This is a genomic window from Gandjariella thermophila (assembly GCF_005405885.1).
Lineage (GTDB): Bacteria > Actinomycetota > Actinomycetes > Mycobacteriales > Pseudonocardiaceae > Gandjariella > Gandjariella thermophila.
The window spans coordinates 87,608-105,496 of record NZ_BJFL01000002.1 but is presented as its reverse complement, the minus strand read 5'-3'; the positions used below and the strand labels follow the sequence as shown (position 1 = coordinate 105,496).

The window sequence follows — 17,889 nt, the reverse complement described above, 5'->3', positions numbered from 1 at the left end:
TGTCCTTGGTTCGCGCGCCCGCGAGCGCCGCACGCTTGTCGATGTCGGTGCCCGCAGCCAGCCACGACGGCGACCGTGGCGCTGCGGGGGTTTCACGGACCGCAGGGCCGCCGCCCCCGGTCGATCGCCCGGCCGGGGCCGTCCTCCCTCGCGGTCAGATGGCCACGAGCTGCTTCGTGGTCAGGGTGAGGAGCTCCGGCGCGCTCTCGCGCACCACGAGTGTGTCCTCGATGCGGACACCGCCCCGCCCGGACAGGTACACGCCGGGCTCGACGGTGACCGCCATACCGGCGGCAAGTCTACCTTCACCGGTCTTGGCCAACGCCGGAGCCTCGTGTATCTCCAGGCCGACGCCGTGCCCCAGGCCGTGCAGGAACTGCTCACCGTATCCCGCGTCCTCGATCACCGCGCGGGCCGCCGCGTCCACCTCGGTGACCGGCCGGTCCACCGTCAACGCGGCCCGCCCCGCCGCCTGCGCGGCGGCCACCAGTTCGTACAGTTCGCGCTGCCATTCGGCGGGCTGGCCGAGCACCAGGGTCCGGGTCATGTCCGAGTGGTACCCGTCCACCAGCGCGCCAAAGTCGATCTTCACCAGGTCGCCGGTGCGCAGCACGGTGTCGGTGGGCCGGTGGTGCGGCACCGCGGAGTTGGCCCCGGCGGCGACGATGGTCTCGAACGCCGGTCCGGCCGCGCCGTAGTCCAGCATCCGGTTCTCCAGTTCCCTGGCCACCTCCCGCTCGGTGCGGCCGGGGCGCAGGCCGCCGTGCTTGACCAGGTCGGCCAGCGCGCGGTCGGCCGCGGCGCAGGCCATCCGCAGCGCCTCCACCTCGCCGTCGTCCTTGACCTGCCGCAGCCGTTCGACCAGGCCGGGGGCGCGGACCAGGTGGACGCCCTCGGCGGCCTCGGCGAGCGCGTCCCGGCCGTCGACGGTCACCCGGTGACTCTCGAAGCCGGTGCGCCGGTAGCTGCCGGCGTGCTTGCTGGCACGCGCGGCCAGCGCGGTGTCGCTGGGCCGGTCGATCACCCGCTCCAGGTCCGGAACCTGCTCGGCGGACTGGGTCAGGTACCGGCCGTCGGTGCAGAACACGGTCCGCCGCTCGGCACCCGGTTCGTCTCCGGCGTGCACCAGCAGCGCGGCGTTGGATCCGGTGAAGCCGGTCAGGTACCGGATGTTGAGCAGGTCGGTGACCAGCAGCGCGTCCAGTTCCTCGGCGCGGAGCAGGGTGCGCAACGCGGCGCGGCGGGCGACGTGCGACTCGGGCATGGTGGCAGCTTATGACCTCCACGGACGGTACGGGTGCGGACAAACGCGTGGACCTTCCGCGCCGTTCGTCGATGGATCTGCGGCGTTCCGCCGCCGCGGCCGGGCGCGTGATCGTCAGGCGAGCTGGAGGGTGGGCGAGACCGGCCGGGACCGGAAACGTACCCTGTCGGCCGTGCGAGGCTGGCTGGTACGCGGAACGACAATGGCGGTGCTGCATGCCGTGGTCCAGGTGGGCGTGGCAGCGGCACGGATCCACACGCCCGGGGCGATCGCCGTGGTCGAACCGGCCGCGCTCGGCGTGCTGGCCGGCGCGGCTGTGCTCTGGGGTGGGCTGGACGGATGGCTGCGGCGGAGCCGGCGCGGGCGCGGTGTCGCCTGGTTCGTCGCGGGTCTGCTGGCCGGTCCGCTGGCCGGCGTGCTCGGCCTGGTCGGCCAGTCGGCGCTGCTGGACCAGGCCGGAGTCGAGGTGCTGGGTTCCGTGCTGACCAGCGGGGCGGCGTTCACCGCGCTGCTGGTGATGGTGCCGGCCGAACTGGGCCTGGTGCTGGGCGGGCTGGTGCAGCCGCGCCGGCGCCGCCCGGTGATCGGCGGCCAGGGCCAGGCCTGACAGGCGTCACCGCGGCGCCGCGAGATCGGTCCCCCGGGGATAGCCGTCCCACCTCTCCGGCGAGACCTGCTGGACCGCCGAGGAGTTCAGCGTGGCAACGTCCGCGCTGGGCACCGGCCACAGCCGGCCGTCGTCGAGCAGCAGGCCCACCGGCCGGCCGTCGGCCCGCACCGCCGGGACGGCGGCGGCGAGGTGGGCGGCGATCCGCAGGCCGTCCACCCCGGGTGGCCGCGCGTCGAGTACCCGGACGGCGAGCGCGGCGGCCACCGATCGGCGGTCGACGCGCACCAGCACCCCGCCGATCACCAGGTCGACGGTGCGCTGCGGGGACGGCACGGCGTAGCCGTCCAGCACCGCGGCCGCCCGCCCCGGGTCGGCGCAGCCGGCGATGCCGCGCAGGTCGATCCCGAAGTGCGCCAGGTCGGTGGGGGCGGCCCCGTCCCGGGTGGCGCGGACCACGTCGACCGGCACCCGGCCGCACGGGTCGTCGGTGGACACCGGGGCGTGGCCGTCGGGGCGGCGGACCAGGCCGGGGCCCTCCCGCCAGGCGCCGCCGACGAGCACGGGCTGGTAGGGGTTGCGGGTGAAGTCGCGGTCCCAGAAGGTGATCGTGGTGCCCTGGGCGGTCTCGTGCGCGACGGCGAACGCGTTCAGCGCGTCCACCCACATCCAGTCCGCGCTGAAGGCGTCCACAATGGACCGTGTGCGCGGCCCCTTCGCCCCGGAGGCGGGCGTGAAGCCGGAGCCGGTGAGCACCTGCCGGTCGGTGGCGAACACCGGGTCGCGGGCGCGCAGCACGAACTGGCCAGCCCCGTTCCATCCGGCCGCCCTGCCGGTGGTGTCGGTGAACATCAGGTAGTACCAGCCGTCCAGGTACAGCGCGGAGGGTTGGCCGGCCCCGTAGGTGTTCTCCCTGGCCACTTCCTCCGAGGGCAGCACGATGGGCTGGCCGCCGGCGGCCCTCGCCCAGGTGATCCCGTCCCGGCTGACCGCGACGCCGATCGCGTTGCCGCGTGCCCGGTCGCCGGCCGCGCCGGTGTAGTAGAGGTAGTACATGCCGCCGACACCGATCACCGAGGGGTCGCAGGTGTGCACGGCGTCGAACCCGCCGCCCTCGCCGTGGAACACCGGGTCCGCGGGGCGCCCGTCCGGCGCGGCGAACGGCCCGTCCGGGCCGCCCGCCTCGGCGTAGACCACGTCGTCGCCGGGCTGGCCGACGCCGGGTAACTGGCTGCACCACCACATCCGGTACCGGCCGTGGTCGAGCAGCACGGTGGGCGCGTAGTTGTACGGGGCGTCGGGCCCGCCGGACGCGACCACGCCGGGGCCCGTGCGACCGCCGTCGGTGGCCAGCGGCGCCGGCGGCGGGGGTGGGCTGGTGGTCCGGCCACCGCCGAGCGCGCCACCGAGGCCGTCGGCCTCCGCCATGCCGGCCGGGCGGCAGCCGGCGACGAGGGCGACGGCCAGCAGCGGGGCAAGGGCGGCGAGCAGCCGGCGTGCCGCTCGAGACATGCTGGCCATGCCGGAGGTGACCTCCCCTGCGCGCTCACCCAGGAGTCGTGTCCACCTCCCGGTCCGGCTCCAGTGTAGGAAAGCCGATCACCTGGATGGCGGCATCGCGCCTCATGCCGGCTCGGGCGCGGTCCTGCCGGCCAGCCAGCGGATGGCCAGCGGGTAGCCGGCCACGCCCAGCCCGGCGATCACGCCGGTGGCCACCGCGGAGACGACGCTGTGCCGGCGGAACTCCTCGCGGGTGTGCACGTTGGAGATGTGCACCTCGATCAGCGGGGCGGTGAGCTGGGCACACGCGTCCCGGACGGCGATCGAGTAGTGCGTCCACGCGGCCGGGTTGAGCACCACGGGCAGGTTGGCGTCGGCGGCCTCGTGCAGCCAGCCGATCATCTCGCCCTCGTGGTCGGTCTGCCGGACCTCGACCTCGACACCCAGTTCGGCGCCGGTGCGCTCGCACAGCGCGACCAGGTCGGCGTAGCTGGTGGTGCCGTAGACGGACGGTTCACGGGTGCCGAGCCGGCCCAGGTTCGGCCCGTTGAGCACGAGGATCTTCACAGCAGCTTGCCGCCTTCGGGGGAGGGCGCGCCGGCGACCGCGGAGTAGGCCGCGGCCAGCAGGCTCGGGTCGGGGCCCTCCAGCCGGCCCGGCTTGGCCAGGCCGTCGAGCACCACGAACCGCAGCACGCCGGAGCGGGTCTTCTTGTCCCGGCGCATCGCGTCCAGCAGGTCGGGCAGCGCGTCCGGGTCGTAGCTGGTGGGCAGGCCCAGCGCGGTGAGCACCGAGCGGTGCCGGTCGGCGGTGCCGTCGTCCAGCCGGCCGGCCAGCCGGGCCAGCTCCGCCGCGAACACCAGGCCGACGCTGACCGCGGCGCCGTGCCGCCAGCGGTACCGCTCCCGCCGCTCGATGGCGTGGCCCAGGGTGTGCCCGTAGTTGAGCACCTCGCGCAGGAAGGACTCGCGCAGGTCAGCGGCGACCACGTCGGCCTTGACCTGGATGGCCCGGCGGACCAGGTCGCCGAGCACGTCGCCGGTGGGCTCCACCGCGGCCTGCGGGTCGGCCTCGATGCGCTCCAGGATGGCCGGGTCGGCGATGAACCCGGCCTTGACTACCTCGGCCATCCCGGCGACCAACTCGTTGCGTGGCAGGGTTTCCAGGGTGGCCAGGTCGACCAGCACCGCGGCCGGCTCGTGGAAGACGCCGACCAGGTTCTTGCCCGCCTCGGTGTTGATCCCGGTCTTGCCGCCGACCGCGGCGTCCACCATGGCCAGCAGCGTGGTGGGCACGTGCACCACCCGCACGCCGCGCATCCAGGTGGCGGCGACGAATCCGGCGAGATCGGTCACCGCTCCCCCGCCCAGGGAGACCACGGCGCCCTGCCGGTCCAGCCCGATGCGGCCGAGCACCTCCCAGCAGAATCCGGCCACAGCGAGGGCCTTGCCGTCCTCGGCGTCCGGGATCTCCACCCGGTGCGCGTCGACGCCGGCCCCGGCGAGTTCCTCGCGCACCGTCTCGGCGGTGGTGGCCAGCGTGGGCTGGTGCACGATCGCCGCGGTCGGCGTGCCGCGCAGCGTGTCCACCAGCTCGCCGAGCAGCCCGCGGCCGATCACCACCGGGTAGGGCCGCTCGGTGGCCACCTCGATCCGTACCGGATCGACCATCTCGCTCCTTCCACCTGCGCGCCGGTCAGCCGGCCTGGTGCTCGTTACTGGTCGTCAGGGTGGCCAGGACGTCCTCGGCGACCTCCTCGGGCGCCCGGCCGCTGGTCGGCACCACGGCGTCGGCCACCGCCGTGTACACCGGGCGCCGCTCCGCCAGCAGCTTCCGCAGGTGGGCACGCGGATTGGGGAGCAGCCACGGGTGCAGCGGGACCAGGCCCTCGCGGCGCAGCAGGTGCTCCAGTTCCACGTCCAGGAACACCACGTGGAAGGGCTCCAGCAGCTCCGGTACGCCCGGCGCGGTGGGGGTGCCGCCGCCGAGGGCGAGCACCCCGGTGTGCTCGGGCAGCACCCGCACCAGGGTCTCCCGCTCCACCTCCTGGAAACGCTCGCGGCCGAGCTGCACCACCAGCTCGCCCGTTTCCATACCCTGCTCGCGCTGCAGGTCGGCGTCAAAGTCGCGGAACGGAACGCCGAGCCGTTCGGCGACCAGCCGGCCGACCGTGCTCTTTCCGGAACCAGGGGGGCCGACAAGGATCAACACGGGACCGCGCACGCTCACCGGGAAACCGTACCGTGACCGGGCCGGCGGGTTGGCGAACACCGGGTCGACAGCGTCGCCCCGCCCGGGTGAGACGGTCGGCGCGCTACCGCTGGAACTGCCACCGGCGCTGCAGTTCCTTGGCGTACGCCTCGGCGTTGCGCCGGGTCTCGGCCAGCGAGTCGCCGCCGAACTTCTCCAGCACCGCGTCGGCGAGCACCAGCGCCACCATCGCCTCGGCCACCACGCCGGCGGCCGGCACCGCGGCCACGTCGGACCGCTGGTTGATCGCCACGGCCGGCTCGCCGGTGGCCATGTCCACCGTGTCCAGCGCCTTGGGCACCGTGGAGATCGGCTTCATGGCGATGCGCAGCCGCACCGGCTCGCCGTTGGTCATGCCGCCCTCCAGGCCGCCGGCCCGGTTCGAGCGGCGGCTCACCGGGGCCCCGGGCTCGCCGGGCACGATCTCGTCGTGCGCCTGGCTGCCGCGGCGGCGGGCGGTGGTGAACCCGTCGCCCACCTCGACGCCCTTGATCGCCTGGATGCCCATCAGCGCGCCGGCGAACCGGGCGTCCAGCCGCCGGTCGCCCTGCACGTAGGAGCCCAGCCCCGGGGGCATGCCGTAGGCGATGACCTCGACCACTCCGCCCAGCGTGTCGCCGTCCCGGCGGGCCGCGTCCACCTCGGCGACCATCGCCTCGGTCGCCTGCGCGCCGAAGGCCCGCACCGGGCTCTCGTCGATCACGTCCAGGTCCTGCGGGCCGGGCAGCTCGTCGCCGGTGGCCTCGGCGGAGCCCATGGACACCACGTGGCTGAGCACCTCGGCGCCGAGGACCTGGCGGAGGAACTGCCTGGCCACCGTGCCCAGTGCCACCCGGGCGGCGGTCTCCCGCGCGCTGGCCCGTTCCAGCACCGGCCGCACGTCGTCGAAGCCGTACTTGAGCATGCCGGCCATGTCGGCATGTCCCGGGCGGGGCCGGGTCAGCGGGGCGTTGCGGGCCAGGCCCTCCAGCTCGGCCGGGTCCACCGGGTCGGCGGCCATCACCGTCTGCCACTTCGGCCACTCGGTGTTGCCGACCCGGATCGCCACCGGCCCGCCCTGGGTGCGGCCGTGCCGCAGCCCGCCGAGGAACTCGACCTCGTCGGCCTCGAACTTCATCCGGGCGCCCCGGCCGTAGCCCAGCCGGCGGCGGGCGAGCTGGGTCGCGACGTCGCTGGTGGTGACCTCGACACCCGCGACCATCCCCTCGAGGACGGCGACCAGCGCGGGCCCGTGCGACTCCCCAGCGGTAATCCAGCGCAGCACGCCCCGATCCTCCCACGGGAGCGGCCCGCCGTCGGCACGGACCCGGGCATGTCGGCGCCGGTCAGGGCGGGACCAGCGCCGCGGTGCCGGCGGCGACGCTGACCGTCCAGCAGGCGACCACGAGGCCGGGCCCGTGCGGCAACCCGCACCGGCGGCCCGTCCGCCCGACCAGCGCCGCCACGGCCGCGAGCGCCCCGGTGACCAGCGCGGCGAGCACCGCGGCCAGCGCCAGCGCGGGCAGCGACACCGCGCCGAGAACGGCGCCGAAGCTGCCGGACAGCTTGACGTCGCCCGCGCCCAGCGCCGCCGGCCGGAGCAGGTGGGCGACCGCGTGCGCGCCGCCGAACAGCAGCAGGCCCGCCCCGGCTCGCAGCAGCAGGGCGGCGCCGCCACCGGCGGCCGACGCCGCCGCGAGCAGCACGCCCAGCACCGGGTACGCGGCGAGGGTCAGCGCGTCCGGCAGCCGGCGATGCCGCAGGTCGGTGGCCACCAGCAGGGTGCCGAACCAGGCGACGCCCAGCGGCACCGGCAGCCACCACCACGGCTGGCCGCCGGCGCAGCACCGCGCCACGGCGATGCCCCACGCCGCTCCCCCGGCCAGCTCGCACCACGGCGGGCCGACCCGCGTGCCGCGGCGCAACCGGGCCAGCAGCCGCCGCCCGAGGTGGCCGGCCAGCGCACCGGCCAGGAACCCGAGTGCCGCTCCCACAGTCCACATGCGACCAGCGTCGCGGCGCGCGGTGCACCGCCCCAAGGACGTGTTGGGCGAATGGTCCATTCACCCCGGCATCCAGACCGAATGGACCATTCGCTCTCCCCGCCGGAGATGGCCGAAGGGAGCCCGGCCGGCCTCGGCGGTGCCGCCCGGAGAGACGCTCTCGGCGGGTCGAGTGGTGTCCGGCGCAGCGGCGGCCGAGTCAGCGGTGCCAGGTGAACAGCGGCGCACCGGCCTCCACCGCACCGGACGCCCGCTGCTCGCCGAGTTCGTCGGGCTGGGCGTCCAGCGCGATCACTGGGCACACCGGGGAGTACCCGGCGGCCTCGATCTTCCCCGGGTCCCAGCCGACCACCGGTTGGCCGGCTCGCACCGACTCGCCCTTCACCACGTGCAGGGTGAAGCCCTCGCCCTTCAGCTTCACCGTGTCGATGCCGAGGTGCACCAGCACCGCGGGGCCGGTGTCGGTGGCCACCACGAAGGCGTGCGGATGCAGGGTCACCACGGTGCCGTCCACCGGGGACACGGCGTCCGCCGGGGCGCGCTCCGGGTCGACGGCGATCCCCGGTCCGACCATGGCCTGCGCGAAGACCGGGTCGGGCACCTCGGCGAGCGGGACCACCCGGCCTCCGACGGGGCTGGCGACGCGCACGGTCACTGGTGCTCCTCCGCGAGTTCGCGCGCCACCGCGGTCGCGCTCCTGGCAGTCACAGCAGATCCTCGATGTCGCTGGCGATGGTGTCGGCCTCGGGACCGACGATGATCTGCACGACGGTACCGGCCCGGAGCACGCCGTGCGCCCCGGCGGCCTTGAGCGCGCCCTCGTCCACCACCGAGCCGTCCTCCAGTTCGCAGCGCAGCCGCGTGATGCACGGTTCGATCTCGATGATGTTGGCCGCACCGCCGATCGCGGCGAGGATCTTCGCCGCCCTGTCGTCAGCCACCTTGTCCTCCTCTGCCAAGCCCGCGTCGCCCGCACCAGCGGCACGTCGGGGCGCTCCACACCACCTTGGCACGAACACGTAACGGCGGTTGACACCCGCTCGAGTGCCGGAGCATCCTCCCCGCACCAACTGGTTTAGACCGGACCGTACCAATCCGGGCGGCCGGTTTCGAGAGCCGGCCGCGAGCAATCGACAGGGAGGTCCCCGGTGGCCCAGCCGATCCGCCCGCCGCGGCGCCCTGCCGTCGCGCCCGGCGGCGTGGACCGCATCGTGGAGGGACCCAAGCCCAAGCACGCCCAGCTTCGGGAGATCCTCCGCCGGATGGCCGACGAGGAGCTACCGCCAGGAGCGGCAATTCCGTCCGAGCGGGAACTGGCCGAGCGGTTCGGCGTCTCCCGGCTCACCGTGCGCGAGGCGGTCGGCCAACTCGTCGCGGACGGCGTGCTTACCCGGGTGCGCGGGCGCGGCACCTTCATCGCCCGCCAGCGGCTGGACCAGCAGCCCTACCTCATGTCGTTCACCGAGGACATGCGCAGGCGCGGGCTCACCCCGACCACCGAACTGCTCCGCAGCGGCGAGGAGGTGCCGCCGCCCGCGACGGCCGCCGCGCTGGGGCTCGCCCCGGGCGAGCCGGCGTACCGGGTGGAGCGGCTGCGGCGCGCCGACGGCGCTCCGCTGGCCGTGGAGCGCGGCTGGTTCCACCCGCGGATGCTGCCCGGGTTGCTGGACGCGGACCTGACCGGCTCGCTCTACGCGCTGCTCGCCGAGCGGTACCGGGTGCATCTCGACGACGGCCGGCAGACCGTGTGGGCCGAGGCCGCCAAGAGCGACACGGCCCGGCTGCTCGGTGTGCCGTGCGGCAGCCCCCTGCTGGTCTTCCACCGGGCGACCAGCGCGAAGGGCCAGCCGGTGGAGCAGATGACGTCGTGGTTCCGCGGCGATCGATACCAGCTGACCATGCAGCTGGACCGGAACGTCCCGGGCTCCGGCCCGGAGGTTCCCCCATGACCGGGTCAAGCGGGCACCCGCAGTAACCACGGGACGTGCGAAAGGCCGCCAGGTCGCGCGCGAAACCGCGGAAGAAGGAGGTAACGGATGAGCGCCAGCGCCCCCCAAGTCGCCGGCGGAAGTTCCAACAGGGGTCTCGCCGCACTGCAGCGGATCGGCCGCAGCCTGATGCTGCCGATCGCCACGCTGCCGGCCGCCGGCCTGCTGTTGCGCTTCGGCCAGGACGACATGCTCGGCCGGTTCGACGCGTTGAAGAAGGTCGCCGCCGTGCTCGCCGCGGCCGGCGGCGGGCTGTTCGGCTACCTGCCCCTGCTGTTCGCGGTCGGCGTGGCGATCGGTTTCGCCCGCCGCGCGGACGGCTCCACCGCGCTGGCAGCGGTGGTGGGGTTCGTGGTGTTCGCCAAGGTCGTGCAGGTGTTCGCCCCGGTGAAGCTGGATCCGGCCAAGGTCGCCAAGTCACCGAACCTCTTCGACGTCGCGCCCGATCCGAAGAGCTGGCCCTACGGGGTGCTGGCCGGGATCATGGTCGGCATCGTGACGGCCGTGCTGTGGCAGCGGTTCTACCGCATCAAGCTGCCCCCGTACCTGGCGTTCTTCGGCGGGCGGCGCTTCGTCCCGATCCTCACCGCGGTGGTCATGGTCGTCCTCGGGGTGATCTTCGGGCTGATCTACCCGCTGTTCGACAAGCTGCTCACCGCGTTCGGCAACGCGGTCACGGCGAACGCGGTGATCGGCGGCGGGCTGTACGGCATGGTGAACCGGCTGCTCATCCCGTTCGGACTGCACAACGTGATCAACTCGGTGGTGTGGTTCGTCTTCGGCAGCTACCACGGCGCTTCGGGTGACCTGGACCGGTTCTTCGCGCACGACCCGTCGGCGGGCTCGTTCATGACCGGCTTCTTCCCGATCTTCATGTTCGCCCTGCCCGCCGCGGCGCTGGCGATCTGGCAGACGGCGAAGCCGGCGCAGCGCAAGGTGGTCGGCGGGATCATGCTGTCCGCCGCGCTGACCGCGTTCCTCACCGGCGTCACCGAGCCGATCGAGTTCTCCTTCATGTTCGTCGCCTGGCCGCTGTACCTCATCCACGCGGTGCTCACCGGCACCTCGCTGGCGATCTGCAACGCGCTGGGCATCCACGACGGGTTCACCTTCTCCGCCGGTGCGATCGACTACCTGCTCAACTTCGGCATCGCGCAGAAACCGTTGCTGTTGCTGCTCATCGGGCTGATCTACGGGGCGATCTACTACGTGGTCTTCCGGTGGGTCATCGTGCGGTGGAATCTGCGCACGCCGGGCCGTGAGGAGGACGAGGCACAGCCCGAGGCCGACCCGAGCGCGGCCCGGGTCTGACCGGTGGCCGAGCGGGACGAAGGGAGAACCATGCCGGAGCGACGGGTCGTCGTGGCCAGCAAAGTGGGCCTGCACGCCAGGCCGGCCGCGCTGCTCGCGAAGGCGGCGGCCGAGCAGATGGTGACGGTGACCATTCGCAAGGGCGACGGCGAGCCGGTCGACGCAGCCAGCATTCTCGGGCTGATGACACTGGGCGCGATGCACGGCGATGAGGTGGTGCTGTCCGCGGAGGGCGAGGGCGCGGACGCGGCACTGGACGCGGTCGCCGCCGTGATCGGCACCGATCTGGACGGCTGACCCGTCGGTCGCCGGTGGGGCCCCGCGGCCCGGCCGAATCACAACGGAAGGGGCAGCACGCCGTGGGTGGCGGTGCGCAGCGCATCGCGCATCGCCTCCCGCGGCGCCGGCAGCCCGGTGAACTGCTCCACCTGCCCGAACGCCTGGTGCAGCAGCATGTCCAGGCCGGTGGCGAGCCGGCCGCCGCGGCGGGCGACCGCCTCGGCGATCGGCGTGGGCCACGGGTGGTAGATGACGTCCAGCAGGTAGGGCGCGGCGGCCAGGACGTCGGCGTGGTCGGCGGTGGCCTCCGCGGGCACGGTGCTGACCACCGCGGCGGCCTCGCGGGCCAGCCCGCGGAGGTCCGCCTCCGCCCAGCGCACCGTGGTCGCCCCGATCCCGACCCGGTCCGCGCAGGCCAGCGCCTCGGCCGCGCGGGCGGGCTCGCGCACCACCAGCACCGTCTCGCCGATGCCGAGTTCGGCGAAGGCGGCCAGGGCGGCGGCCGCGGTGCCGCCGGCGCCGAGCACCACCCCGGGCGCGCCCGGTCGCGGCCGGTAGCCCGCGGCGGCGCGCAGCGCGCCGACCACCCCGTCCACGTCGGTGCAGTCTGCCTGCCATCCACCCCCGCCGGGCACCGGGACCAGCGTGTTCGCCGCGCCGACCGCCGTGGCGCGGGGCGTGGCGGCCTCGGCCAGCTCCAGCGCGGCGCGCTTGCCGGGCATGGTGACCGACAGCCCGGCCCACTCCGGCCCGAGCCCGGCCACCAGCGCCGGCAGGCGTTCGGCGTCGCACTCGATCCGCTCGTACGACCAGCCGGTGAGGTCGAGGGCGACGAACGCGGCCCGGTGCAGCACCGGGGACAGCGAGTGGCCGACCGGCGATCCGACGACCGCGGCCCGGCGGGGGCCGCTCCCGTTCTCGTTACTCATCCTGGTCAGTGCCTGTTCCTGAACGCGCGCCGCGATCGTGTCGCCGGGGCTCGCAGGTGACATGGCACGCCCCGGTTCGTCCTCCTGGTTGCTCGCCCCGCCCCCACGATCGCAGGGGCTTCGCCCCGGCGCGTTCCCGAAATCAGCATCGCAGGTCAGTCCACTTCCGGAACAGGCGGTCAGAAGATTCCGCGGGCCTGGGCGTCGCGCACGTTCTGGTCATGCTGTTCGGGCGTGTCGGCGAAGCAGGACGTGCCGTCCTTCTGGCACTTGACGAAGAACAGCCAGGAACCCTTGGGCGGGTGCGCGGTGGCGGTGAGCGCCTCGGGGCTGGGCGTGCCGATCGGGGTGGGCGGCAGGCCGCTGTTCAGGTAGGTGTTGTACGGGCCGGGCGCGTTGCGGTCCGCGGTCTTCGTGGTGATCATCGGCCGGTCGAGCACGTAGTTGATCGTCGAGTCGTAGCCCAGCGGCATGCCGATGGCCAGCCGGTTGTAGGTGACCCTGGCGACCTTGCCGAAGTCCGGGACGATCGCCTCGCGCTGCACCAGCGAGGCCATGATCAGCACCTCGTACGGCCGGAACCCGGTGTCGCCGGCGACCTGCGGCATGCCGATCGCCCGCCAGCGCTGCGCCGAGGTGGTGACGACGCTCTTGAGCACGTCGAAGGCGCTGGCGCCGGGCTTGACGTCGTAGATGCCCGGCGCGATCAGTCCCTCGAGCCGGTGCCGTGGGTCGGCGCGCTGCACGTCCGGGATGGCCCAGTCCGGCACGCCCAGCGCCGCCGGATCGGCGGTCTCCGCGACCTTGTGCAACTCGTCCGAGGACACGCAGGACTTCTTGCCGCCGAGATCGGTGCAGCTGGCGTCGGCGATCCGGGAGAGGATGCCCTTGTCGGTGGAGCCGTCCGGCGCGGTGACGTCGTCGAGCTGGTAGCCGGCCCGGATCTCCACGCCGCTGACCCGGGTGTGCGGGTCGACCATGCGCGCCACCGCGGCCTTGCCGGACATGTGGGTCCTCATCAGGTAGTAGCCGGGCTGCAGGCTGCGCACCCGGGAGTCGCTGGCGGCGGCCTTGGTGAACGCCCTGGCGCTGGCCACCACCCCCGCCTGCTGCAGCCGGTTTCCGATGGCCGACGTGGAGTCGCCCGGCTGGACCTGCACGATCAGGTCGGCGTCGCCGTCGCCGCTGTAGTCGGCGTAGCCGGTGAGCCCGAGCAGCTGCGCCGCCCCGTACGCCGCGCCACCGAGGACGAGGACGAGCACCGTGATGACCGCGACCCAGGTGCTCCGCCGCCGCGGGCGGGCCTTCCCGCCGGGCTTGCCCGGGGGCCGGCCCCGCCGCCGCGGCCGGTCGTCCTCCGCCGCCTCGGTGGCGGGGTCGAACAACCCGAGGTCGTCGTTCACGAGCTGCCCTCCGGAGTCGGCCCCTGGTCTGGCGGCGGTGCCAGGATACGTGCGCGCGCCTCCAGCCAGCCCTGGAGGATCTCCACGGCGGCCGCCTGATCCACCACGGCACGCTGCTTCCGGCCCCGCACGCCGCGCTCACTGAGCATCCGCGCGGCGGTGACCGTGGTGAGCCGCTCGTCGGCCAGCCGCACCGGCACCGGGGCGATCCGCTCGGCCAGTGCGGCCGCGTACGCCTCGGCGGCCTGCGCGGCGGGCCCGTGCCGCCCGGTCAGGGTCCTCGGCAGGCCGACGATCACCTCCACCACGTCATGCTCTACGACAAGATCGGCGAGCTGGTTCAGATCCCGCCCGCCGCGCTCGTCCCGCGCCAGGGTGACCAGCGGCGCGGCCAGCAGCGGGCCGGGATCGCTGAGCGCCACCCCCACCCGCACGGCGCCGACGTCGACACCCAGCCGACGGCCGGGCCCGGGATCGTCCTGCCCCGGCCGATCGGGTTCCCGCCCGGCCGGCCAGGACTCCCGCCGACCGCGACGGCTCACGCGGTGTCCTCCGTCGCTCGGCGGGTGACCGCGTCGGCGAGCCGACTCACGTGCCAGCCACCCGGGCGACCTCGCGGCGCAGGGCGTCGATCGCGGCGCTGACCCCGGACGGGTCGGTGCCGCCGCCCTGGGCGAGGTCGGGCTTGCCGCCGCCGCGGCCGCCGACCGCGGGACCGAACGTCGGCACCAGCTTGCCCGCGGCGAACCCACGGTCCCTGGCCGCCGCCGTGGTGGCCACCACGAAGCTGACCTTGGCGCCGTCCACCGAGAACAGCGCGACCACGCCGGGCCGGGAGCCGAGCCGGTTGCGCACCTCGCCGGCCAGCTTGCGCAGGTCGTTGCCGCTGACCGCGTCGGCGACGACGGCGGCGACCAGGGCCACGCCGTGCACGTCCTCGGCGCCCTCGGCGAGCGACCCGGCCGACGACATGAGCTGGGCGCCGCGCAGCTGCTCCAGCTCCTTCTCCGCGGTGCGCAACTTCTCCAGGGTCTGCCCGATCCGCTCGGGCAGCTCCTCCGGCCGGGCCTTGAACTGCTCGGCGAGCTGGGCCACCAGGACGTGCTCCCGGGCCAGGAAGCGGAACGCGTCCATGCCGACCAGCGCCTCCACCCGGCGCACCCCCGAGCCGATCGACGCCTCGGACAACAGCTTGACCACGCCGATCTCCCCGGAGCGGTGCACGTGCGTGCCGCCGCACAGCTCGCGGGAGTACTCGCCGATGGACACCACGCGCACCGCGTCGCCGTACTTCTCGCCGAACAGGGCGATGGCCCCGGAGCGGCGCGCCTCGTCCATGGTCATCACCTCGGCGCGCACGTCGTGGTCGTGCAGCAGCACGTCGTTGACCTCGTCCTCGACGTCGGCGAGCACGCTGGGTGGCACCGCACCGCCCGGTGAGGTGAAGTCGAAGCGCAGCCGGCCGGGCGCGTTCAGCGAACCGGCCTGGGCGGCGGAGGTGCCGAGCGCCCTGCGGACCCCGGCGTGCACCAGGTGGGTGGCCGAGTGCGACCGGGACACCGCCCGCCGCCGGGTGGCGTCCACCTCGGCGTGCACCGCGGCGTCGAGGATGATCTCGCCGGAGAGCACCTTGGCCCGGTGCACGTTCAGCCCCTCGACCGGGGACTGCACGTCGTAGACCTCGAGCACCGCGCCGTCGGCGACGATCCGCCCGGTGTCCGGCTGCTGGCCGCCGCCCTCGGCGTAGAACGGGGTGCGGTCCAGCACCAGCTCGACCTCGGTGCCCTCCCCGGCGGCGGGCGCCGGCTGGCCACCGACCAGCAGGCCGACCACCCTGGCCTCGGCGGTGAGGTCGGTGTAGCCGAGGAAGTCGGTGCGGCCGTGCTGGTCCAGCACGGAGCGGTAGGCGGAGGCGTCGGCGTGGCCGGTCTTGCGGGCGGCGGCGTCCGCCTTGGCCCGCTCCCGCTGCTCGGCCATCAGCCGGCGGAAGCCCTCCTGATCGACCTTGAGGCCCTGTTCCTCGGCCATCTCCAGGGTGAGGTCGATGGGGAAGCCGTAGGTGTCGTGCAGCTGGAACGCCCGGTCCCCGCCGAGCACCGTGCCGCCGGCCGCCCTGGTCTCGGCCACGGCCATGTCGAAGATCCGCGAGCCGGTGGTGAGGGTGGCCAGGAAGGCGTCCTCCTCGGCGCGCACCACCGCGTCGATCCGGCCGAACTCGGTGGCCAGCTCCGGGTAGGACGGGCTCATGGTGTCCCGCGCGGTGGCCACGAACTCGCCGAGCGCGGGCTCGGTGATGCCAAGCAGCCGGGCGGAGCGCACCACCCGGCGCAGCAGCCGGCGCAGCACGTAGCCCCTGGCCTCGTTGCTGGGCGTGACGCCGTCACCGACCAGCATCAGGCCGGTGCGGGTGTGGTCGGCGATCACCCGGAAGCGGACGTCGTCGCTCGCGTCGGCGCCGTAGCGGCGGCCGGAGAGCCGCTCGGCGGTGGCGATGATCGGCCGCAGCAGGTCGGTCTCGTACACGTTGGACACGCCCTGCAGCAGCAGCGCCACCCGCTCCATGCCCATGCCGGTGTCGATGTTCTTGCTGGGCAGCTCGCCGACCGGCGGGTGCCCGTCCTTCGGGCTGAGATCACCGCGCTGGTCCTGCATGAAGACCAGGTTCCAGATCTCCAGGTAGCGGTCCTCGTCGACGACCGGGCCGCCCTCCCGGCCGTACTCGGGGCCCCGGTCGACGTAGATCTCCGAGCAGGGCCCACCCGGGCCGGGGACGCCCATGTCCCAGTAGTTGTCCTTGCCGGAGCGGCGCTGGATGCGCTCCTCGGGCAGGCCGGCGACCTTCTGCCACAGGTTCGCCGCCTCGTCGTCGTCGGTGTAGACCGTCACCCAGATGCGGTCCGGGTCGAAACCGAACCCGCCGGCGTCCTGCGCGGAGGTGACCAGCTCCCAGGCGTAGCCGATGGCGCCTTCCTTGAAGTAGTCGCCGAAGGAGAAGTTGCCGGCCATCTGGAAGAACGTGTTGTGCCGGGTGGTGTGGCCGACGTTGTCGATGTCCAGCGTGCGCACGCACTTCTGGATGCTGGTGGCCCGCCGGTACGGCGGCGGCACCTCGCCGAGGAAGTACGGCTTGAACGGCACCATGCCGGCGTTGACGAACAGCAGGGTGGGGTCGTCCAGGATGAGCGAGGCGCTGGGCACCACGGTGTGCCCGTTGCGCTCGAAGTGGTCCAGGAATCGCTGGCGGATCTCGTGGGTCTGCACGGTTGTTCGTCCCTTGAGGGCGTGTGGCTCGGCCGGCCGGAATGACCGGGCCGAGGGGGCGGTCGGAGGCTTTCGACGGCGGGCGGTCGGCGGGCGGCGGCGGCCTTCGAGGCTCGCGCGCGGCGACGCTCAGCCACCCGCCCGGCGCGCTCGCGCACCCGTGCCGCGCCGCACCGGCGGGCGCGCCGCGACCACCTCGCCAGGCACCCAGTCCCGCCGGCCGGCGCCTCCGGGAGCGATCCCCGTCCGCCGCTCGACCTCGTCGTACAGCTCCTGCTCACGCTCGACCATACCGGCGCGCACGTCGGCTCCGAAGGAACCGACCGCGCTGGCCAGCTCGTGGATCGCGGCGCCGAGGTTGCCGGCGACACCCGCCGGGGTGGCCTGCCGGGCCACGTCGTTCGCCTTGCGGGCGATCGCCACGCCGGCGGCGACGCCGAGGCCCAGCCAGAACAGCCTCCTCATCGGCGACTCTCCTTTCCGCGATCCCGGGCGCCGCGGTCGACATGCCTGCCGCCTGACACGGTCGCTCACCGCCCCCTGCGACGGCGGGTGCTTCCGGCCTCCCTGCGCTTGCGCCGGGCCCGCACCGCCTTGCTGATGCCGTAGGACACCGCGGCGGCCTTGACCAGCGGGCCGCCCATGGTCGCGGTGAACAGCGAGGTGAGAGCCGAGACGTTACCGGTTACCGCGCGGGCGTTCGCGGTAATTCCGTCGACCCGCTCCAGCTGGGTGTTGACGTGCGTGAGGGTGGTGTTCGCCCCGGTGAGCAGCGGGTCGCTTCGCTCCTGCGCCGCCCGGATCGCCTTGGTCGCCTCGTCCAGCGTGCGACCCAGCTTGATCAGCGGGATCGCCAGCAACAGCACCAGCAGCACGAACGCGCCTGCTGCCACGAGCGCGGCGATCTGCCCTGGCGACACGAGCCCTCCTTCGTCGGTTACCGGCCCACCGGTCCCGCGCCGGAACATCCCACCGGATCGGCCTGGTAGGCCGGGCCGCGCGAGTTCGGTGACGTGATCGCGGAAAGGCTACCGCGCCGCTCCGACGATCCTCCGTTCGGACCACCTCTTCCTCCCGCCCGCACCGGTCCGTGACCACCGACCTGTGAGCGTCAT

At 74.0% G+C, this 17,889-nt stretch carries 19 protein-coding genes; 4 read left to right on the top strand and 15 right to left on the bottom strand.

Annotated features, from left to right (window positions below; genetic code table 11):
• Nucleotides 1-154 precede the first annotated feature (154 nt).
• Entirely contained in the window at nt 155-1,264 is a 1,110-nt protein-coding gene (locus tag FFT21_RS02450) for a M24 family metallopeptidase (RefSeq protein WP_137812071.1), read from the bottom strand.
• A gap of 172 nt (nt 1,265-1,436) precedes the next feature.
• On the opposite strand from FFT21_RS02450, the gene FFT21_RS02445 reads away from it, so the two are divergent.
• Nucleotides 1,437-1,871 carry a B-4DMT family transporter gene (locus FFT21_RS02445; protein WP_137812070.1) on the top strand — a complete coding sequence of 145 codons (435 nt, stop codon included), beginning with the start codon at nt 1,437-1,439 and terminating at the stop codon, nt 1,869-1,871.
• Nucleotides 1,872-1,877: 6 nt separating this feature from the next.
• On the opposite strand, the gene FFT21_RS02440 is transcribed toward FFT21_RS02445, so the two are convergent.
• From FFT21_RS02440 to FFT21_RS02405, 8 genes are all read right to left on the bottom strand, one after another.
• A complete protein-coding gene (locus tag FFT21_RS02440) occupies nt 1,878-3,383 on the bottom strand; it encodes a glycoside hydrolase family protein (protein ID WP_137812318.1) in 1,506 nt (501 codons plus the stop codon).
• A 111-nt stretch (nt 3,384-3,494) separates the two neighbouring features.
• Entirely contained in the window at nt 3,495-3,938 is a 444-nt protein-coding gene (gene aroQ, locus FFT21_RS02435; protein ID WP_137812069.1) for a type II 3-dehydroquinate dehydratase, read from the bottom strand.
• Nucleotides 3,935-5,041, bottom strand: coding sequence for a 3-dehydroquinate synthase (gene aroB, locus FFT21_RS02430; protein ID WP_137812068.1), 1,107 nt, complete (start codon nt 5,039-5,041; stop codon nt 3,935-3,937). The genes aroQ and aroB overlap by 4 nt, the downstream gene beginning before the upstream one ends.
• A gap of 25 nt (nt 5,042-5,066) precedes the next feature.
• On the bottom strand, nt 5,067-5,600 hold the full coding sequence (locus FFT21_RS02425; RefSeq protein WP_225978044.1) for a shikimate kinase: 534 nt from the start codon (nt 5,598-5,600) through the stop codon (nt 5,067-5,069).
• 85 nt (nt 5,601-5,685) lie between these two features.
• On the bottom strand, nt 5,686-6,885 hold the full coding sequence (gene aroC, locus FFT21_RS02420; protein ID WP_137812067.1) for a chorismate synthase: 1,200 nt from the start codon (nt 6,883-6,885) through the stop codon (nt 5,686-5,688).
• A gap of 61 nt (nt 6,886-6,946) precedes the next feature.
• A complete protein-coding gene (locus FFT21_RS02415) occupies nt 6,947-7,603 on the bottom strand; it encodes a prepilin peptidase (protein WP_137812066.1) in 657 nt (218 codons plus the stop codon).
• 199 nt (nt 7,604-7,802) lie between these two features.
• Nucleotides 7,803-8,258, bottom strand: coding sequence for a PTS sugar transporter subunit IIA (locus FFT21_RS02410; RefSeq protein ID WP_137812065.1), 456 nt, complete (start codon nt 8,256-8,258; stop codon nt 7,803-7,805).
• A 49-nt stretch (nt 8,259-8,307) separates the two neighbouring features.
• A complete protein-coding gene (locus FFT21_RS02405) occupies nt 8,308-8,544 on the bottom strand; it encodes a PTS sugar transporter subunit IIB (RefSeq protein ID WP_137812064.1) in 237 nt (78 codons plus the stop codon).
• Nucleotides 8,545-8,751: 207 nt separating this feature from the next.
• Between FFT21_RS02405 and FFT21_RS02400 the strand changes: the two genes are divergently transcribed.
• From FFT21_RS02400 to FFT21_RS02390, 3 genes are all read left to right on the top strand, one after another.
• On the top strand, nt 8,752-9,552 hold the full coding sequence (locus tag FFT21_RS02400) for a GntR family transcriptional regulator (RefSeq protein WP_307722894.1): 801 nt from the start codon (nt 8,752-8,754) through the stop codon (nt 9,550-9,552).
• 87 nt (nt 9,553-9,639) lie between these two features.
• Complete coding sequence (locus FFT21_RS02395) at nt 9,640-10,902, top strand: PTS transporter subunit EIIC (RefSeq protein WP_137812063.1); 1,263 nt, start codon at nt 9,640-9,642, stop codon at nt 10,900-10,902.
• Nucleotides 10,903-10,932: 30 nt separating this feature from the next.
• Nucleotides 10,933-11,199, top strand: a complete 267-nt coding sequence (locus FFT21_RS02390) for an HPr family phosphocarrier protein (protein WP_137812062.1) — start codon at nt 10,933-10,935, stop codon at nt 11,197-11,199.
• Between the two features lie 38 nt (nt 11,200-11,237).
• On the opposite strand, the gene FFT21_RS02385 is transcribed toward FFT21_RS02390, so the two are convergent.
• The 6 genes from FFT21_RS02385 to FFT21_RS02360 form a co-directional block, all read right to left on the bottom strand.
• The gene (locus FFT21_RS02385) at nt 11,238-12,110 is read right to left on the bottom strand and encodes a shikimate dehydrogenase (RefSeq protein ID WP_137812061.1); all 873 of its coding nucleotides are present in this window, start codon (nt 12,108-12,110) and stop codon (nt 11,238-11,240) included.
• A 179-nt stretch (nt 12,111-12,289) separates the two neighbouring features.
• Nucleotides 12,290-13,513 carry an endolytic transglycosylase MltG gene (mltG, locus tag FFT21_RS02380; protein WP_137812060.1) on the bottom strand — a complete coding sequence of 408 codons (1,224 nt, stop codon included), beginning with the start codon at nt 13,511-13,513 and terminating at the stop codon, nt 12,290-12,292.
• Nucleotides 13,510-14,055 (bottom strand): Holliday junction resolvase RuvX, encoded by a 546-nt coding sequence (gene ruvX, locus FFT21_RS02375; RefSeq protein ID WP_137812059.1) that lies wholly within the window; start codon nt 14,053-14,055, stop codon nt 13,510-13,512. Before ruvX ends, mltG begins: the two co-directional genes overlap by 4 nt.
• Before the next feature lie 46 nt (nt 14,056-14,101).
• On the bottom strand, nt 14,102-16,774 hold the full coding sequence (gene alaS / locus FFT21_RS02370) for an alanine--tRNA ligase (protein WP_137812058.1): 2,673 nt from the start codon (nt 16,772-16,774) through the stop codon (nt 14,102-14,104).
• Between the two features lie 129 nt (nt 16,775-16,903).
• Nucleotides 16,904-17,239 (bottom strand): hypothetical protein, encoded by a 336-nt coding sequence (locus FFT21_RS02365; protein ID WP_137812057.1) that lies wholly within the window; start codon nt 17,237-17,239, stop codon nt 16,904-16,906.
• Between the two features lie 65 nt (nt 17,240-17,304).
• Nucleotides 17,305-17,694 (bottom strand): DUF948 domain-containing protein, encoded by a 390-nt coding sequence (locus tag FFT21_RS02360; RefSeq protein WP_137812056.1) that lies wholly within the window; start codon nt 17,692-17,694, stop codon nt 17,305-17,307.
• Nucleotides 17,695-17,889: the final 195 nt, after the last annotated feature.